The organism is Mesorhizobium sp. M8A.F.Ca.ET.057.01.1.1 (assembly GCF_003952565.1).
GTDB lineage: Bacteria > Pseudomonadota > Alphaproteobacteria > Rhizobiales > Rhizobiaceae > Mesorhizobium.
In genome coordinates, this window is record NZ_CP034454.1 from 6,418,609 (window position 1) to 6,444,447 (window position 25,839).

Annotated in this window: 28 protein-coding genes; 13 read left to right on the top strand and 15 right to left on the bottom strand. The window is 64.5% G+C overall.

Translation table 11 applies throughout. The annotated features are described in order from the left end of the window. Positions 1-217 precede the first annotated feature (217 nt). Positions 218-586, bottom strand: a complete 369-nt coding sequence (locus EJ077_RS30495) for a septal ring lytic transglycosylase RlpA family protein (RefSeq protein ID WP_208698637.1) — start codon at positions 584-586, stop codon at positions 218-220. A gap of 310 nt (positions 587-896) precedes the next feature. Here EJ077_RS30495 and EJ077_RS30500 point away from each other — a divergent pair, with 310 nt between their 5' ends. Next, positions 897-1,082, top strand: a complete 186-nt coding sequence (locus EJ077_RS30500; protein WP_167531555.1) for a hypothetical protein — start codon at positions 897-899, stop codon at positions 1,080-1,082. A 43-nt stretch (positions 1,083-1,125) separates the two neighbouring features. On the opposite strand, the gene EJ077_RS30505 is transcribed toward EJ077_RS30500, so the two are convergent. The 4 genes from EJ077_RS30505 to EJ077_RS30520 all read right to left on the bottom strand — a co-directional run bounded on the left by EJ077_RS30505 (position 1,126) and on the right by EJ077_RS30520 (position 4,891). Next, positions 1,126-1,923: an ATP-binding cassette domain-containing protein gene (locus tag EJ077_RS30505; RefSeq protein WP_208698639.1), complete on the bottom strand. Its 798-nt coding sequence runs from the start codon at positions 1,921-1,923 to the stop codon at positions 1,126-1,128. 7 nt (positions 1,924-1,930) lie between these two features. Continuing rightward, positions 1,931-2,707, bottom strand: coding sequence for an ABC transporter permease subunit (locus tag EJ077_RS30510; RefSeq protein WP_208698641.1), 777 nt, complete (start codon positions 2,705-2,707; stop codon positions 1,931-1,933). After that, complete coding sequence (ssuD, locus tag EJ077_RS30515; RefSeq protein WP_208698643.1) at positions 2,704-3,861, bottom strand: FMNH2-dependent alkanesulfonate monooxygenase; 1,158 nt, start codon at positions 3,859-3,861, stop codon at positions 2,704-2,706. Before ssuD ends, EJ077_RS30510 begins: the two co-directional genes overlap by 4 nt. Before the next feature lie 76 nt (positions 3,862-3,937). Next, positions 3,938-4,891, bottom strand: a complete 954-nt coding sequence (locus EJ077_RS30520; RefSeq protein WP_208698645.1) for a sulfonate ABC transporter substrate-binding protein — start codon at positions 4,889-4,891, stop codon at positions 3,938-3,940. Positions 4,892-5,177: 286 nt separating this feature from the next. Between EJ077_RS30520 and EJ077_RS30525 the strand changes: the two genes are divergently transcribed. Then, the gene (locus EJ077_RS30525) at positions 5,178-5,465 is read left to right on the top strand and encodes a GIY-YIG nuclease family protein (RefSeq protein ID WP_208698647.1); all 288 of its coding nucleotides are present in this window, start codon (positions 5,178-5,180) and stop codon (positions 5,463-5,465) included. 158 nt (positions 5,466-5,623) lie between these two features. Here the strand turns inward: EJ077_RS30525 and EJ077_RS30530 are convergent, their stop codons facing one another. The 4 genes from EJ077_RS30530 to tauA form a co-directional block, all read right to left on the bottom strand. Beyond that, a complete protein-coding gene (locus tag EJ077_RS30530; protein WP_208698649.1) occupies positions 5,624-5,812 on the bottom strand; it encodes a hypothetical protein in 189 nt (62 codons plus the stop codon). Positions 5,813-5,831: 19 nt separating this feature from the next. After that, positions 5,832-6,692 (bottom strand): ABC transporter permease subunit, encoded by an 861-nt coding sequence (locus EJ077_RS30535; protein ID WP_208698651.1) that lies wholly within the window; start codon positions 6,690-6,692, stop codon positions 5,832-5,834. After that, the gene (locus tag EJ077_RS30540; protein WP_208698653.1) at positions 6,689-7,462 is read right to left on the bottom strand and encodes a taurine ABC transporter ATP-binding protein; all 774 of its coding nucleotides are present in this window, start codon (positions 7,460-7,462) and stop codon (positions 6,689-6,691) included. The genes EJ077_RS30535 and EJ077_RS30540 overlap by 4 nt, the downstream gene beginning before the upstream one ends. Before the next feature lie 172 nt (positions 7,463-7,634). Beyond that, a complete protein-coding gene (tauA, locus tag EJ077_RS30545; RefSeq protein ID WP_208698655.1) occupies positions 7,635-8,648 on the bottom strand; it encodes a taurine ABC transporter substrate-binding protein in 1,014 nt (337 codons plus the stop codon). Between the two features lie 633 nt (positions 8,649-9,281). Between tauA and EJ077_RS30550 the strand changes: the two genes are divergently transcribed. The 6 genes from EJ077_RS30550 (at position 9,282) to EJ077_RS30575 (ending at position 16,086) form a co-directional block, all read left to right on the top strand. Then, on the top strand, positions 9,282-9,743 hold the full coding sequence (locus EJ077_RS30550; RefSeq protein WP_208698657.1) for an RrF2 family transcriptional regulator: 462 nt from the start codon (positions 9,282-9,284) through the stop codon (positions 9,741-9,743). A gap of 31 nt (positions 9,744-9,774) precedes the next feature. Continuing rightward, positions 9,775-11,118, top strand: coding sequence for an FAD/NAD(P)-binding protein (locus tag EJ077_RS30555; RefSeq protein ID WP_208698659.1), 1,344 nt, complete (start codon positions 9,775-9,777; stop codon positions 11,116-11,118). Positions 11,119-12,034: 916 nt separating this feature from the next. Further along, positions 12,035-12,193 (top strand): hypothetical protein, encoded by a 159-nt coding sequence (locus EJ077_RS30560; protein WP_208698662.1) that lies wholly within the window; start codon positions 12,035-12,037, stop codon positions 12,191-12,193. 23 nt (positions 12,194-12,216) lie between these two features. Continuing rightward, positions 12,217-13,671 carry a pyridoxal-phosphate dependent enzyme gene (locus tag EJ077_RS30565; RefSeq protein WP_210212146.1) on the top strand — a complete coding sequence of 485 codons (1,455 nt, stop codon included), beginning with the start codon at positions 12,217-12,219 and terminating at the stop codon, positions 13,669-13,671. Then, positions 13,668-14,837 (top strand): trans-sulfuration enzyme family protein, encoded by a 1,170-nt coding sequence (locus tag EJ077_RS30570; protein ID WP_208698664.1) that lies wholly within the window; start codon positions 13,668-13,670, stop codon positions 14,835-14,837. Before EJ077_RS30565 ends, EJ077_RS30570 begins: the two co-directional genes overlap by 4 nt. 280 nt (positions 14,838-15,117) lie before the next feature. Next, positions 15,118-16,086, top strand: a complete 969-nt coding sequence (locus tag EJ077_RS30575) for a GlxA family transcriptional regulator (RefSeq protein WP_208698666.1) — start codon at positions 15,118-15,120, stop codon at positions 16,084-16,086. Positions 16,087-16,130: 44 nt separating this feature from the next. On the opposite strand, the gene EJ077_RS30580 is transcribed toward EJ077_RS30575, so the two are convergent. Then, positions 16,131-16,448 (bottom strand): DUF2251 domain-containing protein, encoded by a 318-nt coding sequence (locus tag EJ077_RS30580; protein ID WP_208698668.1) that lies wholly within the window; start codon positions 16,446-16,448, stop codon positions 16,131-16,133. 179 nt (positions 16,449-16,627) lie between these two features. On the opposite strand from EJ077_RS30580, the gene EJ077_RS30585 reads away from it, so the two are divergent. From EJ077_RS30585 to EJ077_RS30595, 3 genes are all read left to right on the top strand, one after another. Beyond that, the gene (locus EJ077_RS30585) at positions 16,628-17,932 is read left to right on the top strand and encodes a M24 family metallopeptidase (RefSeq protein ID WP_208698670.1); all 1,305 of its coding nucleotides are present in this window, start codon (positions 16,628-16,630) and stop codon (positions 17,930-17,932) included. A 357-nt stretch (positions 17,933-18,289) separates the two neighbouring features. Beyond that, the gene (locus EJ077_RS30590) at positions 18,290-18,937 is read left to right on the top strand and encodes an isochorismatase family protein (RefSeq protein WP_245458581.1); all 648 of its coding nucleotides are present in this window, start codon (positions 18,290-18,292) and stop codon (positions 18,935-18,937) included. An 18-nt stretch (positions 18,938-18,955) separates the two neighbouring features. Further along, the gene (locus tag EJ077_RS30595; protein WP_208698672.1) at positions 18,956-19,906 is read left to right on the top strand and encodes an alpha/beta hydrolase; all 951 of its coding nucleotides are present in this window, start codon (positions 18,956-18,958) and stop codon (positions 19,904-19,906) included. 9 nt (positions 19,907-19,915) lie between these two features. Here EJ077_RS30595 and dnaQ read toward each other — a convergent pair whose 3' ends face one another. The 5 genes from dnaQ to EJ077_RS30620 form a co-directional block, all read right to left on the bottom strand. Beyond that, a complete protein-coding gene (gene dnaQ, locus EJ077_RS30600) occupies positions 19,916-20,641 on the bottom strand; it encodes a DNA polymerase III subunit epsilon (protein ID WP_208698674.1) in 726 nt (241 codons plus the stop codon). Positions 20,642-20,729: 88 nt separating this feature from the next. Continuing rightward, a complete protein-coding gene (gene coaE, locus EJ077_RS30605) occupies positions 20,730-21,311 on the bottom strand; it encodes a dephospho-CoA kinase (RefSeq protein WP_208698676.1) in 582 nt (193 codons plus the stop codon). Continuing rightward, a complete protein-coding gene (locus tag EJ077_RS30610) occupies positions 21,308-22,150 on the bottom strand; it encodes a shikimate dehydrogenase (RefSeq protein ID WP_208698678.1) in 843 nt (280 codons plus the stop codon). The genes coaE and EJ077_RS30610 overlap by 4 nt, the downstream gene beginning before the upstream one ends. Then, a complete protein-coding gene (locus EJ077_RS30615; RefSeq protein ID WP_208698680.1) occupies positions 22,143-22,742 on the bottom strand; it encodes a Maf-like protein in 600 nt (199 codons plus the stop codon). The genes EJ077_RS30610 and EJ077_RS30615 overlap by 8 nt, the downstream gene beginning before the upstream one ends. Positions 22,743-23,010: 268 nt before the next feature. Then, on the bottom strand, positions 23,011-23,832 hold the full coding sequence (locus tag EJ077_RS30620; RefSeq protein WP_136091030.1) for a pyruvate, water dikinase regulatory protein: 822 nt from the start codon (positions 23,830-23,832) through the stop codon (positions 23,011-23,013). Between the two features lie 405 nt (positions 23,833-24,237). Between EJ077_RS30620 and hemE the strand changes: the two genes are divergently transcribed. Both hemE and hemJ read left to right on the top strand, forming a co-directional pair. Next, positions 24,238-25,269 carry a uroporphyrinogen decarboxylase gene (gene hemE, locus EJ077_RS30625; protein ID WP_208698682.1) on the top strand — a complete coding sequence of 344 codons (1,032 nt, stop codon included), beginning with the start codon at positions 24,238-24,240 and terminating at the stop codon, positions 25,267-25,269. After that, a complete protein-coding gene (gene hemJ, locus EJ077_RS30630) occupies positions 25,269-25,805 on the top strand; it encodes a protoporphyrinogen oxidase HemJ (RefSeq protein WP_208698683.1) in 537 nt (178 codons plus the stop codon). Before hemE ends, hemJ begins: the two co-directional genes overlap by 1 nt. The last annotated feature ends 34 nt before the right edge of the window (positions 25,806-25,839 follow it).

Here is a 25,839-nt window from a genome sequence, read left to right on the forward strand (position 1 = left end):
TTGCTGCGATGCAATACGTCACGTGGCGTGACCAATGCTTCTTTCGTCCAAAGCCTTGAAAACCGGCCCCGGACGGCACAGCCGGCTTAATGTGCGCCGCCGAAATGTGTAGGATATGTGTCAGGCTTTCGCCGGACACCTGACCATGATCCCCGAAAATTCCAGCTTTGCGCCGCCGAGCCGCGGTCCGGGAGGGATCATGGTCAAGACGGTCATATCAGACGCGCGCCATGCAGATCGAAGTCTGGCCGGAGCCGATGAAGCCGAGCTGGCCGGCGGCGCCTTTCGACAGGTCGAGCACGCGGCCCTTGATGAAGGGACCACGATCGTTGATGCGCACGACGACGCTGCGGCCGTTGTTCTTGTTGGTGACCCGCAATTTGGTGCCGAAAGGCAGCGTGCGGTGGGCGGCGGTCATCGCCGAGGGGTTCATGCGCTCGCCCGAGGCGGTCTTCGAGTGCAGCGCGTACCAGGAAGCGCGGCCACACTGGCCGGCGGCGGCGGTTGCCGAAGTGGCGGTGGCGCCGACCATCAGGCCAGCAGCGATCGTTACCGCGACAAGCGCGGTCTGTTTTGGGGTCTTCATATTTGGGGGATGGCTCCGTTTTTGACAGACCCCAGCCGTTAGGTCGAGAATAAGGCAGGAAATGCGGCAGTGATCTGGCGGTTCCATGGCGAGATCACACGTTTGGAGTCACCGGGTAACAGTCTGTCAGGGACTTTCTGGCGCGCCAGGATCAGTTTTCGACCTTGTTTTGATCGGCAGGAAGGACTTTCATGACAAGATTAGACGTTGATCTTCAAATAGAAACCTGCGCGATCTGGTCACTTCCTTCGGCTCTTTCATCGCGTCGATAGCGCCGCAATCGATCGACTTTCAAAATCGGGGTCCGACAATGAGACTGACCAAAAATCTGCTGGCGTTGATTGTGCTGGCCATCGGTGCGCTGTGGTCGCTGCAAGGCATCGGCGTGATCGGCGGCAGCTTCATGACCGGCCAGTCGCAATGGCTCTATATCGGCCTCGCCACCATGCTGATCGGCCTGGCCGGGCTGGTGTGGGCGAACCGTCGGCTTCGATGAAAGGTCGGGGAAGCCGCTCGTCAATCGCGCCGGCGCTGCGGCCTTAACCGAACAGCTGGTCGAGAATCCTGCCTTCGAGGCGGGCAAGCTCGGCGGAACCGCGGCGGCGCGGCCGTTCCACCGGCACATCCAGATCGAGCGCGATCCTGCCGCCGCTGATCACCACCACCCGGTCGGCGAGCGCAACCGCTTCGGCGACATCATGCGTGACCAGCACGGCGGTGAATTTCTGGGCTATCCAGATACGCTCCAGCAATTGCTGCATCTCGATGCGGGTCAGCGCGTCGAGCGCCCCGAGCGGCTCGTCGAGCGCCAGGACCTGCGGGTGGCCGACCAGCGCGCGGGCCAGCGCCACGCGCTGCTTCTGGCCGCCGGACAGCACCGAGGGCCATTCGTCGGCGCGATCGGCGAGGCCGACCTCGCCAAGGATATCCAGTGCGCGGTTCCTGGCCTCCGCACCGGAGGCGATGCCGGTCAACCCGACCTCGACATTTTTCACCACGCTGGCCCAGGGCAGCAGGCGCGGCTCCTGGAACATGAAGCGCGTGCGGCTGTGGCCCTCTTCCTCGGCTCCCAGCGTCAGCGATCCCGAAGTCGGCCGGTCGAGCCCCGCGAGCAAGCGGAGCAGCGTGCTCTTGCCGCAGCCGCTTTTGCCGATGACGGCGACGAACTGCCCGACCGGAACGTCGAGATCGATGCCGTCGAGAACGGTCTTGTCGCCAAAGCGTTTCTCCACGCCCTTGAAGGCGAAGGCACGCCGGCCTTCGACCGATATCGCCGGGCGCGCGGGCGCTGGCGTGGTGACAAAGGAGCGGACGGCGGTCAGACTGGCGGCTGGCATCGAATACTCATCCGTTCTGAAATGCGGGATGCCAGCCGAGCGACAGGCGCTCGAGCAGGCGGGCGAGACTGTCGGCGAGCTTGCCGAGCAGCGCGTAGATCAGGATAGACAGCACGACGACATTGATCAGCAGGAACTCGCGCGCCTGCATGGCCATGTAGCCGAGCCCGGAGCTGGCGGAGATGGTTTCGGCGACGATCAGCGTCAACCACATGATGCCCAAGGCGTAGCGCAGGCCGACGAAGATCGCCGGCAGCGCGCCGGGCAGGATGACGCGGAAGAACAGCGCGCGCCGGTCCATGCCGTAGACGCGGCCCATCTCCACCAGTTGCGGGTCCACGCTCTGGATGCCGAGCAGCGTGTTGACGTAGATCGGAAAGAACACGCCGAGCGCCACCAGGAACAGTTTTGCTTCCTCGTCGATGCCGAACCACAGGATGACCAGCGGGATCAGCGCCAGGTGCGGAATGTTGCGGATCATCTGCAGCGTGGTGTCGGTCAGGCCGCGGCTGAGCGTCGACAGCCCGTTGGCAAGGCCGAGCGCGAAGCCGATCGAGCCGCCGACGGCGAAGCCGGCCAGGGCACGCGCCGTCGAGACGCCGATATTGCGGACCAGTTCACCCGACAGCGTCAACCGCCAGAAGGCCTCGGCGACGGCGCTTGGTGCCGGAAGCACGTTGGCCGGCATGACGCCCGCGCGGGAAGCCACCTCCCAGCCGGCAAGCACCAGCACCGGCAATAGCCAGCCGATGCCATTCCGGCGCAGGCGCGTGGAAAAGCTCATGACGCGGCCTGCAGGCGGGCCGCGCCATGGAAGCCGACGGAGAATTCGTTGGCGATGTCTTCGCGCGGCTTGAGCCGCCTGGTACCGAGCCCGAGCTTGGGGAAGAGCAGTTCGGCGACGCGATAGGCTTCCTCGAGATGCGGATAGCCGGAGCCGATGATCGTATCGATGCCGATCGCCTGATACTCGCGGATGCGGTCGGCGATCTGCTCCGGCGTGCCGACCAGCGCGGTGCCGGCGCCGCCGCGCACCAGCCCGACGCCAGCCCACAGATTGGGCGAGACGACCAGTCTGTCACGGCGGCCGCCATGCAGTTCAGCCATGCGGCGCTGGCCGACCGAGTCCATCTGGTTGAGGAACCGCGCCTGCGCGTTCTCGATCTGCGCATCGGTGACGTGGCTGATCAACCGGTCGGCGGCACGCCAGGCTTCGTCCTCGGTTTCGCGAACAATGAAATGCAGCCGGATGCCGAAACGCAATTCGCGGCCGCGCAATGCCGCTTTCGCGCGCGCCGAAGCCAGCTTTTCGGCGACCTGCGCCGGTGGCTCACCCCATGTGAGGTACATAACCACCAGGTCGGCGGCAAGATCCTGCCCGGCGTCGGACGAACCGCCGAAATAAAGCGGCGGCCGTTCCTGTGACGGCAGAAGGTCGAGGCGGCCATTCTCGACGCGGTAATATTGGCCGTCGAAATTGACGCGCTCGCCGGACACCAGACCGCGCCAGATGGTCAGGAATTCATGCGCCTGCGCATAGCGCTCGTCATGTGGCAGGAAGACGCCGTCGCCGGCAAGCTCGGCCGGATTGCCGCCGACCACGACGTTGAGCAGCAGGCGGCCGTTGCTCAGACGGTCGAGCGCTGCCGTCTGGCGCGCCGCGAAGGTCGGCAGGGTCACGCCCGGCCGCAGCGCGACGAGGAATTTGAGCCTTTCGGTCAGCGTCGCCAGTCCGGTCGCGGTGATCCAGGAATCCTCGCAGTTCTGCCCGGTCGGCAACAGCACGCCGGGGAAGCCGAGCCGGTCGACCGCTTGCGCGATCTCCTTGAAATAGCCGAACTCCGGCGGCCGCTGCTGCTGCTCGGAGCCGAGATAGGAACCGTCGCCATGCGTCGGGATGAACCAGAAGAAATCGAGTGGCTTGGCTGGCGTGGTCAAGGCGGGCCTCCTGGAGGTCAAGGCACAACGGCAACGGCGCCGGGCGTTTCTCCACCCGGCGCCGCGTGACGAAAAATCAATTGCCCGGCGCTGTCCAAACCGCGTCGGAAATCCGCACCGCTTTGGGGATCAGGCCAAGCTTGTAGAAGCGGTCGGCGGTAGCCTGCTGGCCGGCAACGATCTCGTCGGTTATCGGAAAGATGCCGAACTTGCTGCGATTGGCGGCGATGGTCTGTGCGTCGAGCGGCACCCCGGTCACCTCATGCAGCGCCTCGGCCACCTTGTCGCGATTCTGGTCCGCCCACTTCGCCGCCTCGCCAAGCGCGGCGATGGTCGTGGTGACGATTTCGGGATGCGTCTTGGCGAAATCCTTGTTGGCGAGGAAATAGGTGTTGACCTTGAGCACTTCGCTGGAGCGGGCCAGCACACGCGGCTGGTAGCGGGTTTCGGCAATGGCAAAGAACGGATCCCAGACCGCCCAGGCATCGATCTGGTCGCTGGCGAATGCGGCGGCCGCATCCGCCGGGCTGAGATAGACCGGCGTGATCTGGTCGAAGGCGACACCTGCCTTTTCCAGGGCGGCGACGACAAGATTATGCGCACTGGTGCCCTTGCCGACGCCGACGCGCTTGCCCTTGAGGTCGGCGACCGACTGGACCGGCGAGGCCGGCTTGACGAAGATCGCCTCGCCTTCGCCATTGGACGGCAGCGCCGCGGCATAGACGATGTTGGCGCCGGCCGATTGACCGAAGATCGGGGGCGCGTCGCCAGTCCAGCCGGCATCGATGGCACCGACATTGAGCGCTTCGACCAATGGCGGCCCCGCGGTGAACTCGACCCACTTCACCGTGACGCCCTTGTCGCCGAGCGCCTTCTCGATCACCTGCTGTTGCCTGGCGATCACCGGCAGGCCGGTCTTCTGGTAGCCGATGCTGAACTGCTTCAGGTCCTGCGCGGCGGCGCCGAACGACAGCACGACCGTCGCGGCCACGAGGCCAAAGCCGAAAACGCGTCTCGTCAGATTGAACATGATCCCTCTCTTTCAATGCGCGGGCGGCGGCAGGAAATGTCCTTGCCGGTTGGAAGATGGATCAGGCTAGGTAGTTCTATAAATTTAGTAGAGAAATAATTTTGCGAGATGATTGTGACGGGCGGAATTTTTTTCTACGGCACCCTATACCTTCGTCATCCTAGGGCGAAGCAGGAGCGAAGCGACGCGGCGCAGACCCTAGGATCCATGCCGTGACTTTGGTCGTAGAATGCGACGGATCAGAAACGACGCTTACACGCTCACTCACCCGGATTACGCTTCAAACATGACCGGCTATGTCTACATGACCGCAAGCCAGAAACGTGGCACTATCTACATTGGCGTCACCAACGACCTCGGCCGCCCTGTACCCGAGCACAAATCTGGCCAAGGCTCAGGCTTTACCAGTCGCTACGGCGTGCAACGCCTTGTCTGGTACGAAGAGAATTTCGACATCACTGATGCGATCCAACGTGAGAAGTCCCTGAAACGCTGGCCACGCCAATGGAAGATCGAGCTGATCGAGAAAGCTAATCCGGAATGGTTCGAACTCTTTCGCGGAACTGGGTGGTGAGCCGTTTTTGCACCGTCGCAACGCACCACAGTCGCGGCATGGATCCTAGGGTCTGCGCGCGTCGCTTTGCTCCTTGCTTCGCCGTAGGATGACGAAGACGTGGAGGCTAGCGCGAAAGATCGCTAACGCTATGCGTCGGTGCGCCAACCGCCAGCCGCTCACTGCGACCAGTACTGCCAGGCCCAATAAAAACTCTCGTCGCGCGGCGGCAGGCGGTCGTGCCCGAAGCGGAAATGGACCGGCGCCGGCGAGCGCGGGCCGTCCTGCTTTGCCGCTTTGTCATCGGCGGCAAGGCCGAGCAGCCAGGAGCCGACATGAGCAAACAACACGGCGGTGGAATGGGTCATCGTCATCCTCCTTTTCCGATCATTCACGCCCCGCCCACGGGACAAGCACGCGCTCGATCCGGCGGATGGTGAATTCGAGCACGAAGGCGATGGCCGCGATCACCAATATGCCCATCACCACCACGTCGGTGACGAGGAACTGGGCCGCGGACTGGATCATGAAACCAAGGCCGCGCGTCGCCGCCACCAGTTCGGCCGCGACCAGTGTCGACCAGCCGGCGCCGAGCGCGATGCGCAGGCCGGTCAAGATCGAGGGCAGGGCGCTGGGCAGGATCACGTGGCGGACCACCTGGGCGCGTGTCGCGCCAAGCGAACGCGCGGCGTTGATTCGCTCCCGCGAGACGCCGCGGACGCCAGAGGCGGTCGACAGGGCGACCGGCGCCAACATGGCGATGGCGATCACCAGGATCTTCGACGGCTCGCCGATGCCGAACCAGATGATGACCAGCGGCAAATAGGCCAGCGGCGGGATCGGCCGCAGGAATTCGAGCAGCGGATCGAAGATGCCGCGCCCCACCGTGCTGATGCCGATGGCGAGCCCCACCGGCACGCCGACCAGGATGGCGGCGACCAGCGCGGCAAAGACGCGGCCAAGGCTGGCGACGACATGCTGCAGCAGCGTCGCGTCGACGAAGCCGTCGCGGGTGACGACGACGAACTTGTTCCAGACGGCGAGCGGCGAGGGCAGGAACACCGGCGACACCAGCTGCAGGCGGGCCGACAGCGTCCAGAGCGCCAGCACCGCCAGGATGGTGACGGCGCTGACCATGCGTGCCGAAACGCCGGCCCGCTTCGTCCGCGGCCTCGACCAGGGCACCGACAGGCCGTCGGTTTCGTCCGTCCTTGAACCGGGCCGTTCCGTGTAGGAGGAAATGGTCATGCCGCCTCTCCCTCGAAGATCGCGTCGGTCAGTTCGCCTCGCGCCGCCGCGAAGGCCGGGTCGGCCTTGATGGCGCGAACTGGCTCGCCGGCGGCATAGCGCCGGGAGAAGCCCGGCTCGAAGGTTCGAACCACGCGCCCGGGGCCGGGCGCCAGCACGACGATGCGGGTGGCGAGCACCAGCGCCTCCTCGATGCCATGCGTCACCATCAGCACGCCGGCATGGCTTGCCGTCCAAAGGTCGAGCAGCGTCGTCTGCATGCGTTCGCGCGTCAGCGCGTCGAGCGCGCCGAGCGGCTCGTCGAGCAGCAGGAATTCAGGTTCGGCGGCGAGCGCGCGGGCAAGGCCGACACGCTGGCGCATGCCGCCGGACAGCTCCCAGATGCGCTTGTCGCCAGCATCGCCGAGCTTCACCAGGTCCAGCAATTGATCGGCGCGCCGTGCCCGCTCGGTTGGGCTGACGCCGCGCAGCCGCAGCGCGAAGGCGACGTTCTCGCGGGCGGTGAGCCAGGGAAACAGCGCATCGTTCTGGAACACCACCGCCCGGTCCGAACCGGGCCCGGTGATCGGCTGGCCGTTGATCGAGGCCGTGCCACGGGCGGGCCCGACCAGGCCGGCGGCAACGTTGAGCAGCGAGGTCTTGCCGCAGCCGGAGCGGCCGACAAGAACGACGAAATCCTCCTTGGCAACAGCGATCGAGACCCGCTCGACGGCGGGCGCCGGCTGGCCGTCATAGTGGATGGAGATCTTGTCGAGCACGAGATGCGGCATGGGCTCCTCGCCGAGCAATTCCAGGAAAAGTGTGAGGCGGTTTTCCGTCCGGAATTGCGTCAGGGATGAATCGGTTCGGTAAAATCCGCCTGCCCCGAAACCGAGCCTCGTCAGCGGCTCCGGGACAGGCAACGCATGGCGTCAGGGAAGATGAGCCGCGCGTTTAGGCCCGTCAGTTCGAGGCCAGCGCCTCAGTGACGTATTTCGACGTCACGTATTTCGAGTAATCCGGCAGCACCGCGTCGACCTTGCCTTGCTCCTTGAGGAAGGCGGACGCGGCCGCGACCGCCTTGACCGTGCCGCCGCCGAGGAATTTGTCCGAGGCCTGCTCTTCAAGCGTCGGGAACACATAACCCTTCAAGAGTTCCGGCACTTCTTCCAGCTTGGCGCCGGTAAGCCTGGCGATCGACGCGGCCTGCGGCGACGACACCGACCAGGCGCCGGGCTTGGCGAGATATTCGGCATAGGCTGATCCCGTCACCTTGACGAAGTCGCGCACGGCTTCCGGATTCTTGTCGGCGAAGTCGGTGCGCACGATCCAGGCGTCGAAGGTCGGCGCGCCCCAGGCGGCGACCTGCGAGGAATCCAGGACCACCTTGCCAGACGTCTTGATCTGGCCCAGCGCCGGATCCCAGACATAGGCGGCATCGATATCACCGCGCGCGAAGGCGGCGGCGATTTCCGGCGGCCTGAGATTGAGGATCTGGACCGACTTCGGATCGACATTCTCATGCTTGAGTGCGGCAAGCAGGCCGTAATGCGTCGTCGACACGAAGGGCACGGCGACCTTCTTGCCGGCGAGGTCGGCGACCTTCTGGATGCCGGCGCCGTTGCGGGCGACCAGCGCTTCCGACGGCCCGATCAGGCCAACCACGAAGATGGTCTGGATCAGCAGTTCGCGGCTGGCGGCGGCCGCCAGCGGGCTAGAGCCGACATAGCCGATATCGACCGAGCCCGAGGCGACGGCGGCGATGACATCGGCGCCGGAATCGAACTTGCGCCAGTCGATGCTGGCCTTGGTGGCCTTTTCATAGGCGCCGTCGGCCTGCGGCACTTTCGAGGGCTCGACCACCGTCTGGTAGCCGATGGTGATCTTCAGGTCATCGGCCATGGCCGGACCGAGGAACGCGGCGCCGGCAAGGGCCGCCGAAGACAGGAGAATGATGCGGCGTGAAATGCTGGACATGAAAGGCTCCTTGAAAAAGGGGAAAACCGGATTGCCTGTTCATAGTCAGCTAATTCTATGGTTCTTGTAGAGTTAAATCCTTCCAAGGAAGAAGGGCTTGTTGGAAAAAAGCCACTGGCGGCGGGCCGTCATGGCGGACAGGGCGGCTGCCGTCGTTCAAGCGCGGCGAGGCCACCAACTTTGCCCGAGGCTCGCCCCCGCCCATTGCGGATACTGACAGTTTCGAACCAGAATTCCGATCTCTCCCAGCCTCCAGCAAATCCATGCTTCAAACGAGGATGAATTTAGAATGGCGTTCCGGCTGCCGACGGTTAAGTATAGTAACCTTATCGACTTAGGAGTTGCAGTGCCGATGACAGGCCATGTCAAGCGCATCGTGGCGACCACTGGCGTCACCGGGTTCCGGCTGCAGGCCTTGGTGAAAGCAAGCCATGTTTCCGTGTCATCGATGTCACAAGGCGGGCTAAAATCGCCGCAACGAGTTGAAAATCAAGCAAGATCAACCGCAATTGGCTTGTATATCATGTCACTAGAATTTATGTGTCATGGACGCTTCGGCGCGGCGGGGAGGCACGCGAGGCGTTTCGCAACGGATGGCCTGCGGCCGTCGCATGACAGAGAAACGTTCGGTCCATGCTCACCAAAAAAGGCAAGTACGGCCTCAAGGCGCTCGTCCATCTCGCGCGGATGCCGGCCGGGCAACTCGCTTTCGTTGGCGATATCGCGACCGGCAACAACATCCCGAAGAAATTTCTCGACGCCATATTGGGCGAGCTGCGCAATGCCGGCTTCGTCCAGAGCCGCAAGGGCAAGGATGGCGGCTACCGCCTGGCGCGACCCGCCGACGAAATCAAGGTCGGCCACGTCGTGCGCGTCCTCGACGGCCCGCTGGCTCCGATCCCCTGCGCCAGCCGAACACAATATCAGCGCTGTGAAGACTGCAACGAGGCGACATGCCAAGTCCGACATCTGATGCTGGAAGTCCGGCAGGCGATCGCCGAGGTGCTCGACCAGCGCAGCCTCGCCGAGATGCGCGACATTGCCGACGACCTCCCGGTCGCGCGGGACGACCTGCCGGTGAAGGTCCAGGCCTGAAGCCGGCGCTTCGCACGAGGCTCGCTCGCGCATGACCGGGCGAACCAACTCGATCAATTCCATCATCATCGTCGGCGGCGGCGCCAGCGGCGTTGTGCTGGCCGCGCATCTGCTCAAATCGCCCAATCCGGACCTGCGCGTCACGCTGATCGAAAAGCGCCCGCATTTCGGCCAGGGCATCGCCTATTCGACACTGCTATCGGCGCATGTGCTGAATGTCAGCGCGGCCGGCATGAGCGCCTATGCCGACGATCCCGGCAATTTCTGGCGCTGGCTGCTGGAGCGCGGGCTGGCGACACCGAAGCAGGCTCCGGTCTACGCACCGCGCAGCCTCTATGCCCGCTATCTCAAGGAATTGCTCGACGATCTGGAAACGCGCGAGCGCGAGACCAGACGGCTGCGCCTGATCCGCGAGGAGAGCCTGTCGATCTCACCCACCGCGTCCGGGGTCGAGGTGGCACTCGCCAACGGCACCAGCGTGGTCGCCCATCTTGCCGTGCTCGCCACCGGCCATGACGAACAGCCCGCGCAGGGCCATGCGATCCGGATGGGATCGGAGGCCGACACCGCGCTCGATCCAGACAGCCGGATCGTGGTGCTGGGGACGGGCTTGAGCATGGTCGACGCCTTCCTTTCCCTGGAGCAGCGCGGCCATCGCGGCGACATCATCGCGGTGTCGCGGCGCGGCCTGCTGCCCTCGCCGCACCGCAAGGGCAATCCGATCAAGCTCGACGTCGCCGACATCCCGCTCGGCACCCAGCTTTCCTATTTCGTCGGCTGGTTCCGCGACCTCATCCGCGAGAACCAGAAGGCCGGCGTCGACTGGCGCGACGTCGTCGACGGCCTGCGCCCCTTCAACCAGAAGATCTGGCAGAACTGGCCCGCTTCGGCCAAGCGCCGCTTTGTCGAACACACCAAGGCCTGGTGGGACATCCATCGCCACCGCATGGCACCCGAGGTCTACGCCAGGGTGACGGAGGCGGTGCAATCGGGACGCATCCGGCCGATCGCCGGGCGCGTCGTCGGCGTCACGCCGGGCGACGGCTTCGCCGTGGAGGTCCAGTCGCGCCACACCCAGCGCCTCGAAACATTCGACGCCGCCCGCATCTATGATTGCTCCGGCATCGTGCGCGACATCTCGACCTCATCGAACAGCGTGGTGCGCTCGCTGGTCGACCGCGGTCTGGCGCGGCCCGATCCGCTGCGCATCGGCCTCGACGTCTCGGCCGATTGTGAGATCATCGCCGCCGACGGCACCGTCTCGCGAAAAATCCTCGCCGTCGGGCCGCTGACGCGCGGCACCTTCTTCGAGATCGACGCCATTCCCGATATCCGCGTCCAGTGCGCCAGGCTGAGCAAGCGGTTGCTGGGATAGAGCAATTCCGGCGGCGATCGTATTTCTGGCGGACCCGCCTTCTGCTCGGCCCGAAAGCGGCTTCCGCGATCGCACCATAGTCGGCTGAGCGCAGTCTGGTATTTATCCGGGGCGGCCCTATGTCAGCCGAACAACTTCCGTTCTTAACTATAAGGCGGCAGGACTAAAGTCTTGCGTGCCGGTAGGCCTTGGTCTGAGGGGCCTTCAAACGTTCCGTACTTGTCCATTGGACGTTCCGTACTTTAGCCAATTGAGATATACATAACTTGACGCGGACCCGTTGCAAAGGGGGCGCGATTCCAGCGCTTTCGGTGTTGCCGATTTGCTCGGAAACCCGGTTTCGAGCCGGTCTTTTTTACTCGCAACGGCCAATTTCGACCGGATCTCCTTGACGGCGTTTGCGATGGCGTGAGGTCCAGAGTCATCCAAAAATGCCTTCCGCCGTCCGGATCGAAAGGATGCCTGGAAGGCCCTTTTCATCCTTGCGATTTGAAGCTGACCAGGGCTACCACGGGGAAAGGAATGGCCGGTGCGGGGATGCTTGGGTTGAAAGCAGGTCGCACCGGCCATTGCGGGTTAGGCTTCGATTTGGGATCGTTCCCCGCATGACCAAGCTATAGCTATATTAGCTATAGCTCAACTAAGACTGAAGTCCCTCCAGTTATCAGCCGAAGGGATAGCGTTCAATCGCCCAAAGCCTCACACACGGCGCGCGCGGTCTCGGCGCCGGAAAACGGATGAGACGGTGCAGCAGCTTGGGGCCGTTGAGGTCGGCGCCCTACGGCGCCCCCTCTGGCCTGCCGGCCATCTCCCCCTCAAGTGGGGAGATTGGCTGTGGCATCGTCTTCGCCAATTGTCGACGTTGTAAAAAATGTCGCGGCCCGCGAAGCTGTTGATCTCTCCCCTGGAGGGGGAGATGCCCGGCAAGGCAGAGGGGGCGCTGTCCCGCCGGCGTCTCGGTTCGGCGCCGTATCGCCTCGCCCTGACGCGCCGCTGGAATTTCATTCCCCGTCTGGCCACCGGATTGGCACGATCTATCTTCTTTCCGACTGCGATCGGCTGGAAAAGACGCTAGGTTGATCCATGGAGGGCTCCGAAATGAGCGAGCACAGAAAAGCCACGGCCGAGAGTGCCGCCTCGTACAGCGCCGCCGCGGCGAGCGCAATGTCGCGTCTGCGCCCGCCCTATGCGTCGGTGCTCGATCTGATCGGGCAGACGCCCATCGTCGAGCTGACCAAGTTCGACACCGGAAAATGCCGGCTGTTCATCAAGCTCGAAAGCCAGAACCCGGGCGGCTCGATCAAGGACCGCATCGCGCTGTCGATGATCGCGGCGGCCGAGAAGGATGGCAGGCTGAAGCCGGGCGGCACCATCGTCGAGGCGACCGCCGGCAATACCGGCCTGGGCCTCGCCCAGGTCGGCATCCCCAAGGGCTACCGCATCATCCTGGTGGTTCCCGACAAGATGTCGCGCGAAAAAATCCAGCACCTGCGCGCGCTCGGCGCCGAGGTGCGCATGACGCGCTCCGATGTCGGCAAGGGCCATGCCGAATATTACCAGGACATGGCGGAGAAGATCGCCGCCGAACTGCCCGGCGCCTTCTACGCCAACCAGTTCGCCAACCCGGCCAACCCGCTGGCGCATGAGACGACCACCGGCCCGGAAATTTTCTCGCAGCTCAACAGTGATGTCGACGCGGTGGTGGTCGGCGTCGGCTCGGGCGGCACGCTGACCGGGCTTGGCCGCTTCTTCGCCGGCGTGTCGCCGAAGACGGAGATGGTGCTGGCCGATCCGGTCGGCTCGGTGCTGGCGCCGCTGATCAAGACCGGCAAGATGGAAGAGGCGGGGAGTTGGACCGTCGAAGGCATCGGCGAGGATTTCGTGCCGCCCAATGCCGATTTGTCGCTGGTCAAGAGAGCCTATTCCATCACGGACAAGCAGAGCATGCTGGCGGTGCGCGATCTGCTGTCGCGCGAAGGCATATTGGCCGGTTCTTCCTCGGGCACGCTGCTGTCGGCGGCCCTGCGCTATTGCCGCGAACAGACGGTGCCCAAGCGCGTCGTCACCTTCGTCTGCGACAGCGGCAACAAATATCTGTCGAAAGTGTTCGACGATTTCTGGCTGGCCGAGCAGGGGCTGGCCGAGCACGAACAGCATGGCGATCTGCGCGACTTGGTGATGCGCACCCACCGCACTGGCGACACGGTCTATGTCGGCCCGGACGAGAGCCTGCTCAACGCCTATGGCCGCATGCGCCGCTCCGATGTCTCGCAATTGCCGGTGCTCGACAATGGCAAGCTGGTCGGCATCGTCGACGAAAGCGACATTCTGGCCCATGTCGACGGACCCTATGACGGGCGCTGGGAGCGCTTCAACGGCCCGGTGCGCACGGCGATGACCTCCAACCTGCACACGCTGCAGGCCAGCCAGACGCTGGACGCGCTGCTGCCGGTGTTCGACCGCAACGAGGTCGCCATCATCTTCGACGGCGACGAATTCGTCGGCCTGATTACCCGCATCGACCTGATCAACCATCTGAGGCGCGCACGATGACCACATCCGGAAAGAACCGCCTGGCGTTTTCGACGCGCACCATCCATGGCGGCCAGAGCCACGACCCGCTGACCGGGGCGGTGATGGTGCCGATCTACGCCACCTCGACCTACGGCCAGCAGTCGCCCGGCGTGCATAAGGGTTTCGAATATGCCCGCAGCCAGAACCCGACGCGCTTCGCCTTCGAGCGCGCGGTGGCGGACCTGGAAAGCGGCTCGGCCGCTTTCGCTTTCGCTTCCGGCCTGGCGTCGATCGCCACCGTGCTGGAACTGCTCGATTCCGGCGCGCATATCGTCGCCACCGACGACATCTATGGCGGCTCCTTCCGGCTGATGGAGCGGGTGCGCAAGCGCTCGGCCAATTTGCAGGTGAGCTTCGTCGATTTCACCAATCTGGCCGCGGTTGAAGCCGCGATCCGGCCGGAGACAAAAATGCTGTGGGTCGAGACGCCGACCAACCCGTTGCTGCGCATCGTCGACCTCGAGGGCGTCGCGGCCGTGGCCAGGCGCAAGGGAATTCTGACGGTCGCCGACAACACCTTCTGCAGCCCCTATATCCAGCGGCCGCTGGAGCTCGGCATCGACATCGTCGTCCACTCGACGACCAAATATCTCAACGGCCATTCCGACATGGTCGGCGGCGTGGCTGTCGTCGGCGACAACAAGGATCTCGCCGACCGGCTGAAGTTCCTGCAGAACGCCATCGGCGCCATATCGGGCCCGTTCGACAGTTTTCTGGCGCTGCGCGGCTTGAAGACCCTGGCGCTCAGGATGGAGCGCCATTCCAACAATGGCCTGAAGATCGCGCAATGGCTGGAAGCGCGCAGGGACGTGCGCCGCGTCATCTATCCCGGCCTCGCCAGCCATCCCCAGCACGCCATCGCCGTCCAGCAGATGTATGCCTTCGGCGGCATGATCACGGCCGTGCTCGACCGCGACCTCGCCGGTACGAAGCGCTTCCTCGAACGCACGCAACTGTTCACACTTGCCGAAAGCCTCGGCGGCGTGGAGAGCCTGATCGAACACCCGGCGCTGATGACGCATGGCTCCATTCCCGCCGAGAAGCGGGATGAGATCGGCATATCGGATTCGCTGGTACGGTTGTCGGCGGGGATAGAGGATGGCGATGATCTGATCGCCGATCTGGATCAGGCGCTGGCGGGCTGACACGAGCGCTCTGGGCGGCTTATGCCGATACCTGTCGGGTGTCGGCGCCGCCCCTCACCTGCCTGCCGGCATCCTCTCCCGTATAGTGACGGGGAGAGGGCGCTTTCCTCGGCGGTTTCGCCAATCGGCGACGTTGCAGGATTTGGCACCGAGGTCACGGCTGCTTCTTTCTCCCCGTCTCTATACGGGGAGAAATGCCCGGCAGGGTAATGAGGGGCGGCGCCAACGTTCCGGAATGGCAATTGACCACAAGCGCCATCTGTCCGAACTATTGCGCCCCATGGCCACGCGCGACCCACCCGAACCCACCGAGCCCCTCACCTTCGCGGTGCTGGTCTTTCCCGGTTTTCCGATGATGGCGTTCAGCTCGGTCATCGAGCCGCTGCGCGCCGTCAATGTGCTGGCGAAGCGGGAATGCTACCGCTGGATCATCGTCGGGGCGACACAGGGTCCGGTCGAGGCTTCCAACGGCGTCGTCATCCAGCCGGGCTTCTATGCCGAGGCGGCACCCAAGGTCGACCGCATCGTCGTCTGCTCGGGCGGCGACGCCGATCATCTCGTCGCCGAGGACGCGGCGAGCTGGATACGCCGCAGCCTGCGCGGCGGCGCCCATATCGGCGCGGTGGCGGATGCGGCGTTCTTCCTTGCTCGCGCGGGCCTGCTCGACGGCCATGCCTGCACCTTGCACTGGACCAGCCAGGCCGCCTTCACCGAGGCCTTTCCCAACATCGAATTGCGGCGCGATCTCTACGTCATCGATCGCAAGCGCTTCACCTCGGCCGGCGGCGTCGGCAGCCTCGACATGATGCTGGAGATCATCACCCGGGACTACGGCGCCGAGCTTGCGGCCGGCGTCGCCGAATGGTTCGTGCACAGCCAGCTGCGCTCGAGCGTCGACCGCAAGCTGATGCCGCTGCGCCTGCGCACCGGCGTCCAGAACGAACTGGTGCTGTCGGCCATCGCCATCATGGAGGACGCGGTCGAGGAAAGGCTCGGCATGGCGGAGCTCACCGCCAAGCTCGGCGTCTCCTCCGACAAGCTCGAGCGCTCCTTTCGCTCCGAACTCGCCATCTCGCCCAATGGCTACTACCGGCGGCTGCGACTGAAGCGCGCCGCCGATCTCCTGGCCCACTCGACGCTCGCCGTGCGCGACGTGGCGCTGGCCTGCGGCTTTGCCTCGATGTCGAGCTTTGCCCGGGCGTTTCGCGAGGAGCATGGCCATCCGCCGAAGCTGGCGCGACGGCATTAGGGCGATCAGTTGTTTGCCGACTGCCGAGATCGGCGGAAGCGGGCCTAGTGGCGGACGAACAGGCTCTTGTCGTCGTCGGTCGCCCAGCGACCCTTTTTGCCATAGTTTCGAAGCTCGAACACGGCAATCAAGTCGCCCGCAATGAAAAGACCTACCGCGTCGCCACCACTGTCCCACTGCAAAAGGACTGGCGCATCGGCTGGCATGGTGGTGACGGTGTACGTGCTGAAGGCCTCGACGATTTGCTTACCTTCATCTCGCGCAAGGTCGAGCAGGTAAAAATACGCGGTTTCATCGTCACGCTCGAAGGCAGCGGCGTATCGGCCCGAAGCATCAACAGCGCTTTCATAAACGTCAATCATGCCCTCTCACTCGCATCACAATCGAATGTTCGCAATGGGCTGGGCTTGGTCGTTCGTGCTGATCGGTCTTACCTGAAACCCCAGCGGCATCCCGCACAACAAACGCGGTTTTCCGCACAATCCTTCGTCGGCGCCTGGGCCATGGTCGGGCCTTGCAACCCACCCAAAGCCAGGCACCCATGAGCATCGTCGTATTCGACCCCGACAGCACCGAGGACGTCGACTTCAAGGACCGCATGCGACACCCCGTGGCCACTGACCCGGCCGGCGGCATGTGGCTGTCGGACACCGAGCCGTCCTTCATTGATGCCGATGCCTTGCGCAAAGGCCGGCTGGCCAAGCTGCGCGGCTGGATGCGTGACGCCGGGTATGGCGGCGTCGTGCTGTTCGACCCCTACAACCAGCGCTATGCCACCGGCTCGCGCAACATGTTCGGCTATTTCCTGCGCAACTCGACCCGCTATTTCTTCATCCCAACCGAAGGGCCGATCGTGCTGTTCGAATATCCGCAGAGCTACCATGTCTCCATGGTGCTCGACACGATCGACGAAGCGCGTCCGTCCAAGCTCGTCTGGTCTTCCGTGTCCGGCCGCGACGACGAGACCGCCGGTCCCTTCGCCGACGAGATCGCCGATCTCCTGAAGGCGCATGGCGGCGGCTCGATGAAGCTCGGCCTCGACCGCTGCAGCCATCTGCAGGCGCTGGCGCTGGAAAAGCGCGGCTGCGAGGTCCGCGATTGCCAGGGCGAAATCCTGGCGGTGCGCGCGGTCAAGACGCCGGAGGAAGTGAAATGCCTGATGGCGTCGATGGCCGGTGCCGAGGCCGCCGTCTATGCCGTGCGCGAGGCGATCAAGCCCGGCGTCTCCGAAAACGAGCTGTTCGCCATCATGTATGGCGAGGTGATTCGCCAGGGCGGCGAGTTCATCGAGACGCGGCTGTTGACGTCAGGCCAGCGCACCAATCCCTGGTTCAACGAGGCCAGCGGCCGCAAGATCAGGCCCGGCGAGTTGCTGGCGCTCGATACCGACACGATCGGCTGCTACGGCTATTATTCGGATTTCTCCCGCACCTTCCGATGCGGTCCGGGCAAGCCGACGCCCTATCAGAAGTCGCTCTACCGCATGGCGCACGACCAGGTTCAGCACAACATCTCGATCGTCAAGCCCGGCATGGCCTTCCGCGAGATCGCCGAGAAGGCCTGGAAGATCCCGGACCGCTTCGTCGACCAGCGCTACACCTCGGTCATGCACGGCGTCGGCATGCATGGCGAAACACCGTTCATCGCCCATGCCATGGACTACGAAACCTATGGCCGCGACGGCCATATCGTGCCAGGCATGGTGGTGAGCGTCGAAAGCTATATCGGCGAAAAGGGCGGCCGCGAGGGCGTCAAGCTGGAGGACGAGATCCTGATCACCGAGACGGGTACGGAGATGCTATCGCGCTTTCCCTATGAGGAGGATTTTCTGGAGGGGCGGGTTTGATAGCCGTTGCGCGCCTCGGCATTGTGGCCTTCAGGGCTGGCGCAGCCTCCCCTCATTTCGTCATCCTAGGGCGAAGCAAGGAGCGCAGCGACGCGGCGCAGACCCTAGGATCCATGCCGGGACTCCGCCGCGCCGCCACGGTCAAGAATTCTGCTCCGCTGCGCCCGTCAGAAAAGTCACGGAATGGATCCTCGGGTCTCCGCGACGGAGCTTCGCTCCTGCTCCGCCCGTGGATGACGACGTTGGGAAACCCTTGGCCAATCGCCGGGGCTGGCGATAACACGCTGAACGCGGCGACGTCGGCGCCGGGTCAGGACCCCTCCGCATGAAAACCCCATTTCCATCAAGCGCGGCTCGGTGGCCGCCATCTTCATCGACCTGCAGGAAGAGCACCGGCAGGACCCGCGCTACCTCGTCGAGGATTACGAAAAGATCCTCGCCAACGTCCGGCGCCTGCAGGCGGCGGCGCGGCAAAACCATGTGCCGCTCCATCATTGGGCCTATATCGTCGATCTCGACAGCCAGGAGCGGCCCTTTCATCCGGTCGGCGAAGACGGCAAGTCGGCCTTTTCCGACAAGAGCGACCCGCTGACCGAGATCTGCCATGAGGTTGCTCCGGCGGAGGGCGAGGCGCTGCTGATCAAAGCCGAGGCCAGCGCCTTCCGCAGCGGTCCGGCTGCTGAGCGGCTCAAGGCTTCCGGCATCGAATGGCTTGTTGTCGCGGGCGTGTGGACCGAGGCCTGCATCGACGCCACCGTAAAGGACGCGGTGGCGAAGGGCCTTCGCGTGCTCTTGGTCAAGGATGCCTGCGGCAGCGGCAGCGCGGCCATGCACCAGACCGGCATCCTCAACCTCGCCAACCGGCTCTATGGCGGCGCGGTCACCGACACCGACGGCGCCTGCCGGCTGCTGGCCGGCGAGACGGTCACCGTCTGGCAGGTCGAAGGCTCGGTACCGCTACGCTTCACTTTTGAAAACGCCGCCCGTCTCTATGCCGAGCTTTGATGGGCGTCCCGGACTGAAATGACCGGCCGCGGCAAATACCAAACCCGGCTCGACCCGGCCCTCTGGGCCTATATCGACAGCGTCAACGCCTGGTACCCACCCGAGATATCAGGCCTGCCGGTCGACAAGCAGCGTGCGGTCTATGCCAGGATGTGCCGGGCCTTCCACCAGGGCAGACCGCCCCGGGTCAAGGCCAGCGACAGCCTGGTCGCCGCTTCGAAGCATGGCATCCCGGTCCGCCGTTATCGGCTCGCCGGCGCGGCGCCGCGTGCGACGGTGCTCTATTACCACGGCGGCGGCTTCATCCTCGGCGGACTCGAAAGCCATGACGACATCTGCGCCGAAATCTGCGCCGGCACCGGCTTCGACGTGCTGTCGGTCGACTACCGGCTGGCGCCCGAGCACCTTCACCCGGCCGCCTTCAACGATGCACTGGCGGCTTTCGAATGGGCGGCCGCAAACAGCGACCTGCCGCTGGTGCTGTGCGGCGAAAGCGCCGGCGGCAATCTGGCGGCGGCGGTGGCACAGGCCGCGCGTCACCATCCGCGCGCCGCGATCGGCCAGGTGCTGATCTATCCCGATCTCGGCGGCAACGAGGCGGTGGGCTCCTATGCCGAACACTCTGACGCGCCGCTGCTGTCGACAGGCGATGCCGCCTTCTACCGCGACGTCCGCTCGACCAGGAAGCAATCGCCCGACGATCCGACCTTTTCACCGCTGCGCGACACGGACTTTTCCGGCCTGCCGCCAACGGTGATCATAACGGCCGAGTGCGACCCGCTGTCGTCGGATGGGGAGGTCTATCGCGACCGCATCCTGGGCGCCGGCGGCAAGGCCTGGTGGCAAGAGGAGCCCCGCCTCGTGCACAGTTTCCTGCGCGCCCGCACCACAGTGCCGGCCGCGGCGGAAGCCTTTGCGCGCATCATCGCGGCGCTTGCCGCGCTGGGCCGGGAGGAGTGGCCCTACTGAAGGTCCGGGTTACGACGAGATCGCGGCACTTGCCTCGGACGACGTTGCCTTCAGCCAGAGCGCCTTTTCGCCGAGCGTGGCGACCATGGCGGCGTGCGCCGCGCGCTCTGCTTCGGTCAGCCGCGGCATGAGCGGCGCCGGCCGTTCGGCGACGATGATCTCGATATGGCGGACATTCTCGCCCTGGGCCGGCGCTGTGGCGCTGTCGAGAATGAGCGCCGCCTGCTTGCCGCCGATCAGCTCGATATAGACCTCGGCCAGCAATTCGGAATCCAGCAGGGCGCCGTGCTTGGTACGTTTCGTATTGTCGATGCCGTAGCGCCGGCACAGTGCATCGAGCGAATTGGGACCCATCGGGTGCTTGCGGCGCGCCAGGGCCAGCGTGTCGACGACAAGCCCGTTATCGACGGGCGGATGCCCGAGCCGGCCGAATTCGACATTGAGGAAGCCGATATCGAATGTGGCGTTGTGGGCGACCAGCTTGGCGCCTTCCGTGAACCGCAGCCATTCCTCGGCGATTTCGGCGAAGGTCGGCTTTCCCGCGAGATCGGCCGCGCTGATGCCGTGCACGGACTGCGCCTCGGCGTGGATCGCGCGCCCTTGCGGGTTGATATAGTGATGGAAGGTCCTGCCGGTCGGAAAACGATTGACCAATTCGACGCCGCCAAGCTCGATCACGCGGTCGTCGCGCGAATCAAGGCCGGTGGTTTCGGTGTCGAAGATGATCTCGCGCATCGAATCAGTTGCTCCAAAGGAGCAGAATCACGAGACCGGAACAAAATGGCAATGGGCAATGCTGACGGCATGCCGTCAGCAGCCCCGCTTATCCCCGAAGTTCGGCAATGATCGAAGCAACCGCGGCGCGGGCGGCGTCCAGCCCATTACCGGTATCGATGACGAAATCGGCCAGCCGTCGCTTTTCCGCATCCGGCACCTGCTTGGCCAGGATCGACGCCAGTTTTTCCTCGCTCATGCCAGGCCGTGCCAGCACGCGCTGGCGCTGGACTTCGGCCGGCGCGGTGACCACGACGACCTTGTCGACCCGGCCACGGCCGCCGGTTTCGAACAGCAGCGGGATGTCGAGGACCGCGATCGATTCGCCCGCGTTACGATGCTTGGCCAGGAAGGCATCGGCATCGGCGCGGACCAGCGGATGGATGATGGCCTCGAGCTTTTTCAAGGCCGCGGCGTCGCCGAGCACACGGGCGCCGAGTTTTGCGCGGTCGACGCTTCCGTCGGCGGTGGTGCCGGGAAAGGCGGCCTCGACCAGGGGAGCCGCCTTGCCGGCATAGAGGCGGTGCACCGTCTCGTCGGAATCATGCACCGGCACGCCGGCCTCGGTGAACATCCTGGCCGTGGTCGACTTGCCCATGCCGATCGAGCCGGTGAGGCCGAGCGCGATCATGGTTTGCGCACCAGATCGGCAACGATGATCGCGCGGAGCTCAGCCGTAACCTTCGGTCTGACGCCGAACCAGCGCTCGAAGCCGGGCACCGCCTGGTTGAGCAGCATGCCGAGCCCGTCAACCGTCTTCAGCCCCCGTGCCCGCGCGGCGGCGAGCAGGGGGGTCTCGAGCGGCACATAGACGATGTCGTTGACCACGGCACGGTCGGGCAGCAGCGTGGGGTCGGCGGGCAGACCCTCATTGCCCTGCATGCCCAGCGCGGTGGTGTTGACCAGCAGGCCGGCGTCGCCCAGCAATTCGGCGGTCGCGGCCGTTTCGTGCGCCGAAACGCCGGCGCCAAAGCGGTCGCGCAATTCGATCGCCCGGGCGAGCGTCCGGTTGACGATGCGGATGTCGCCGAGGCCGCGCTCCTTCAGCGCGTGGATGACGGCGCGGGCGGCGCCGCCGGCGCCCAGCACCACAGCCGGGCCATTGGACGCCCAGCCCGGAGTATAGTCGTCGAGATTGGCGGCAAAGCCGTGGCCGTCGGTGTTGCCGCCCCACAAGGTACCGCCCTCGAGCCACAGCGTGTTGACGGCACCTATTTCGTCCGCCGCGTGGTCGCGGCGCGCGACCCCGGCAAAGGCCGCCTCCTTGTGCGGGATGGTGACGTTGCCGCCGCGATAGCCATTGGCCTGCAAGCTCGCCAGGAATTCGGCGAAATCCCGCGGCGCCACGTCGATCGCCTGGTAGCTGCCGTCAACGCCATGCTCGGCCAGCCAGTGACCGTGGATCATCGGCGAGCGCGAATGTTTTATCGGGTGGCCGGTGACGAAGGCCTTCTTCATTGCCTCAGCCATCGATGGCTCCCAGTGCGCGAAGCTCCGCCAGCAGCGCCAGCAGCGGCAGGCCGACAATGGTAAAATGGTCGCCTTCGATTTTTTCGAACAGCTGGATGCCTTGGCCTTCGATTTGATAGGCGCCGACGCTCGACAATGCCTTGGCGCCAACCCGGGCGAGATGGCGGCCGATGAAGGCGGGGTCGAGTTTGCGCATGGTCATCGAGGCAATGCCGACATGGCGCCACAGCACCTTGCCGTCGCGCACCAGCACGGCGGCGCTGTTCAACTGATGGGTCTTGCCCGACAGCGCCAGGAGATGGCGGCGCGCGCCTTCCATGTCGGCTGGCTTGTGGAACACCTCATCGCCGAGCGACAGCGTCTGGTCGCAGCCGAGCACCAGCGCGCCGGGCCGGCGCTCGCTAACTTCGGTGGCCTTGGCTTCGGCCAGCACCAGGGCGACATCCTCGGGGGAGGCGCCGCTGTCCTGCAACGGCGCTTCCAGCGCGCGTTCATCGAGCGTCGCGGGCACTGCCTCGATGGCGATGCCGGCATCGACCAGCATCGCCTTGCGGAACGGGCTGCCGGAAGCGAGGATGATTTTTTCGGTCATTGTTGCACTCTGGCGCAGATACGTATGAGGAGCTTTACTCTGTAAGGTTGGCGCCGCCCCTCATTGTCCTGCCGGACATTTCTCCCCGTATAGAGACGGGGAGAAAAGCGCAGCGTCAGCGCTGGCCCTTTACGGCTACCCGATTGGCGAAACCATCGATGGCAGCGTCCCTCTCCCCGTCACTATACGGGGAGAGGATGCCGGCAGGCAGGTGAGGGGCAGCGCCGACCTTCCGTTAAGAAAACCCCGAAAACCATTATTGGCTGATCTACCGCGTCTTCCCCCGCAGGGCAACGATGGCCGCGGCCGTCTCCTCGATCGAGCGGCGGCTGACGTCGATCATCGGCCAGCCGTGGCGGGTGCAGATCTGACGGGCGTAGGCGAGTTCCTCGTTGATGGCGGCGCGGTCGACATAGTCGGTCGGCACGTAGGTACTCGAATTGCCGAGGATGCGGTTCTGGCGCACATGCGAGATGCGCTCGGCGGTGGCGATCAATCCGACGATCAGCGGTGTCCTGGCGGTGACCAGGCTTTCGGGCACCGGCACGCCGAGCACGATCGGGATGTTGGCGGTCTTGATGCCGCGGTTGGCGAGATAGATGCTGGTCGGCGTCTTTGAGGTGCGTGATATGCCGATCAGCACGACATCGGCGTCATCCATGTTTGCCGGCAGCTGGCCGTCATCATGGTCCATGGTGAAATTGAGCGCATCGATGCGGCGGAAATATTCGGCGTCGAGAACATGCTGGGCGCCGACGCGGCGGCCGGCCGGGGTGCCGAGATAGGACTGGAAAACGGTAAGCACAGGTTCCAGCACCGACACGCAAGGCAGGCCCATGGCCGCGCAGCGTTCGTCGATGCCGCGCGCCAGTTTCTGGTCGACCACCGTATAGAGGATGATGCCCGGCTCCTCCTCTATGTCCTCGAACACCTTGGCTATCTGCTTTTCGGTGCGGATGAGCGGATAGATGTGCTCGATGGCGCGCGCATCCTTGTACTGCGCCGAGGCGGCGCGGCCGGCGGCGAGCAGCGTTTCCCCCGTGGCGTCGGAAATCAGATGCAGGTGGAAGAAGCTCTGGGGTTTGTTCACAGGGGGTCACCTGGGGCTGTGGGCGGATGTGGATAAGGTTGGACAGGCGGGCGTACTGGCCAGAGACGACTGTATCAGATGCCGGTTTGTCCACAATTCGATGCGCTGTCAGCTTCGCCGGACGGCTGGGGACAAGTCCGTGGACGAGACGTTTTGCCTTTCGCCTGTCCACAGGGGAGGCTTCGAGGGTGGTCGATCTAGCGCATTGACTCGCCTGCGAGATTCCTGATTGTCCCCAGAACCCTGCAAACCGCGATCGGGAGTGCGCGACAATATGCTTGCTGGCGTTTTGGCGGCCAAAGCGGGACAGGTGACAACCACCACAACCAACAGACTCTTAGAATCAGAAGACTCTTTTAAAATAAGATATTTGATTAAGAGGAAGCCGGGAGAGGCGAGCGCTCGATGCCTGCAAGACGGATCATGCTGGATGTCCTGAAGGGCAAGGCGGTGTTTCCTCCTCCGCTCTGGATGATGCGCCAGGCCGGGCGCTATCTGCCGGAATACAGGGAAACGCGAAAGCGTGCCGGTTCCTTCCTGGATCTCTGCTACGACCCCGACCTTGCCGTCGAAGTGACGCTGCAGCCGATCGAGCGCTTCGGCTTCGACGCTTCGATCATGTTCTCGGACATCCTTGTCGTTCCCCATGCGCTTGGCCGCGACGTGCGCTTCGAGGAAGGGCGTGGGCCGCTGCTGGCGCCGATTTCCGCGGCCGAGATCGCGGCGCTGGGAAGCGAGATGTTTCACGTGAATCTCGAACCGGTCTACGAGACGGTTCGCCGGCTGCGGGCGAAATTGCCCGACGAGACGACGCTGATCGGCTTTTGCGGCGCGCCATGGACAGTGGCGACCTACATGATCGCCGGCCACGGTACGCCCGACCAGGCGCCGGCGCGGCTGTTCGCCTATCGCGAGCCGGCGGCGTTTCGGCAACTGCTGAAAGTGCTGGCCGATCATTCGGCTTCCTACCTGATCCGCCAGATCGAGGCCGGCGCGGATGTCGTGCAGATCTTCGATTCCTGGTCGGGAGTGCTCGACGATGCCTCGTTCGAACAGTGCTGCGTCGAACCGGTGGCCGAGATCGTCAGGCAGGTGCGGGCCGTCCATCCCGACGTGCCCATCATCGGCTTTCCCAAGGGTGCAGGAGCCCGCTACCAGAGCTATCGCGAGAGGACCGGCGTGACCGGGCTCGGCATCGACTGGACGGTGCCGCTCGAGGCAGCGAAGGTTTTGCAGCGGCAAGGGGCCGTCCAAGGCAATCTCGATCCATTGCGGCTGGTCGCCGGCGGCGAGGCGCTGGCCGACGGCGTCGAGGCGATCCTCCAGGCGTTGGGGGACGGGCCGCTGATCTTCAACCTCGGCCACGGCATCACGCCGGAGACGCCGGTGGCGCATGTCGAGGCGATGGTGAAACAGGTTCGGAGCGCGGCACGCTGATGGCTGGCAGAGATGACACCAACAGCACCGGCCAGGCGATGAAGCGCATGGCCGTCGGCATCGCTGTGCTGATCGTGCTCACCGCGCTTTTGTTCTTCTTCGCACCGGAAAGCTTCTATCCCTGGGCGAAGGCGATCCATATCCTCGCCGTCATTTCCTGGATGGCCGGCATGCTTTATCTGCCGCGCCTGTTTGTCTATCACGTCGACGCCGAGAAGGGCTCCGTCCAATCCGAGACGTTCAAGGTGATGGAGCGGCGTCTGCTGCGCGGCATCATCAATCCGGCGATGATCCTTACCTGGGTGTTCGGGCTGTGGCTGGCCTGGAAGATCTTCGCATTTCAGGGCGGCTGGCTGCATGCCAAGATCGGCCTGGTGCTGCTTATGTCGGGCATTCACGGCTATCTGGCCGCCTCGGTGCGCAAATTCGCCGAGGACCGCAACGAAAAACCGGCAAGGCACTGGCGGATCGTCAACGAGATCCCCACATTGCTGATGATCGCAATCGTGATCCTGGTCGTCGTGAAGCCCTTCTGAGGCTTCATCCGGCCCCGTCAAAAGGCGGCTTGCT

Excerpts from the sequence above, each read along its gene's own strand:
- EJ077_RS30495 (WP_208698637.1), bottom strand. The coding sequence starts at position 586 with ATGAAGACCCCAAAACAGACCGCGCTTGTCGCGGTAACGATCGCTGCT.
- EJ077_RS30500 (WP_167531555.1), top strand. The coding sequence starts at position 897 with ATGAGACTGACCAAAAATCTGCTGGCGTTGATTGTGCTGGCCATCGGT.
- EJ077_RS30505 (WP_208698639.1), bottom strand. The coding sequence starts at position 1,923 with ATGCCAGCCGCCAGTCTGACCGCCGTCCGCTCCTTTGTCACCACGCCA.
- EJ077_RS30510 (WP_208698641.1), bottom strand. The coding sequence starts at position 2,707 with ATGAGCTTTTCCACGCGCCTGCGCCGGAATGGCATCGGCTGGCTATTG.
- EJ077_RS30520 (WP_208698645.1), bottom strand. The coding sequence starts at position 4,891 with ATGTTCAATCTGACGAGACGCGTTTTCGGCTTTGGCCTCGTGGCCGCG.
- EJ077_RS30525 (WP_208698647.1), top strand. The coding sequence starts at position 5,178 with ATGACCGGCTATGTCTACATGACCGCAAGCCAGAAACGTGGCACTATC.
- EJ077_RS30530 (WP_208698649.1), bottom strand. The coding sequence starts at position 5,812 with ATGACCCATTCCACCGCCGTGTTGTTTGCTCATGTCGGCTCCTGGCTG.
- EJ077_RS30535 (WP_208698651.1), bottom strand. The coding sequence starts at position 6,692 with ATGACCATTTCCTCCTACACGGAACGGCCCGGTTCAAGGACGGACGAA.
- EJ077_RS30540 (WP_208698653.1), bottom strand. The coding sequence starts at position 7,462 with ATGCCGCATCTCGTGCTCGACAAGATCTCCATCCACTATGACGGCCAG.
- tauA (WP_208698655.1), bottom strand. The coding sequence starts at position 8,648 with ATGTCCAGCATTTCACGCCGCATCATTCTCCTGTCTTCGGCGGCCCTT.
- EJ077_RS30550 (WP_208698657.1), top strand. The coding sequence starts at position 9,282 with ATGCTCACCAAAAAAGGCAAGTACGGCCTCAAGGCGCTCGTCCATCTC.
- EJ077_RS30555 (WP_208698659.1), top strand. The coding sequence starts at position 9,775 with ATGACCGGGCGAACCAACTCGATCAATTCCATCATCATCGTCGGCGGC.
- EJ077_RS30560 (WP_208698662.1), top strand. The coding sequence starts at position 12,035 with ATGCCCGGCAAGGCAGAGGGGGCGCTGTCCCGCCGGCGTCTCGGTTCG.
- EJ077_RS30565 (WP_210212146.1), top strand. The coding sequence starts at position 12,217 with ATGAGCGAGCACAGAAAAGCCACGGCCGAGAGTGCCGCCTCGTACAGC.
- EJ077_RS30570 (WP_208698664.1), top strand. The coding sequence starts at position 13,668 with ATGACCACATCCGGAAAGAACCGCCTGGCGTTTTCGACGCGCACCATC.
- EJ077_RS30575 (WP_208698666.1), top strand. The coding sequence starts at position 15,118 with ATGGCCACGCGCGACCCACCCGAACCCACCGAGCCCCTCACCTTCGCG.
- EJ077_RS30580 (WP_208698668.1), bottom strand. The coding sequence starts at position 16,448 with ATGATTGACGTTTATGAAAGCGCTGTTGATGCTTCGGGCCGATACGCC.
- EJ077_RS30585 (WP_208698670.1), top strand. The coding sequence starts at position 16,628 with ATGAGCATCGTCGTATTCGACCCCGACAGCACCGAGGACGTCGACTTC.
- EJ077_RS30595 (WP_208698672.1), top strand. The coding sequence starts at position 18,956 with ATGACCGGCCGCGGCAAATACCAAACCCGGCTCGACCCGGCCCTCTGG.
- dnaQ (WP_208698674.1), bottom strand. The coding sequence starts at position 20,641 with ATGCGCGAGATCATCTTCGACACCGAAACCACCGGCCTTGATTCGCGC.
- coaE (WP_208698676.1), bottom strand. The coding sequence starts at position 21,311 with ATGATCGCGCTCGGCCTCACCGGCTCGATCGGCATGGGCAAGTCGACC.
- EJ077_RS30610 (WP_208698678.1), bottom strand. The coding sequence starts at position 22,150 with ATGGCTGAGGCAATGAAGAAGGCCTTCGTCACCGGCCACCCGATAAAA.
- EJ077_RS30615 (WP_208698680.1), bottom strand. The coding sequence starts at position 22,742 with ATGACCGAAAAAATCATCCTCGCTTCCGGCAGCCCGTTCCGCAAGGCG.
- hemE (WP_208698682.1), top strand. The coding sequence starts at position 24,238 with ATGCCTGCAAGACGGATCATGCTGGATGTCCTGAAGGGCAAGGCGGTG.
- hemJ (WP_208698683.1), top strand. The coding sequence starts at position 25,269 with ATGGCTGGCAGAGATGACACCAACAGCACCGGCCAGGCGATGAAGCGC.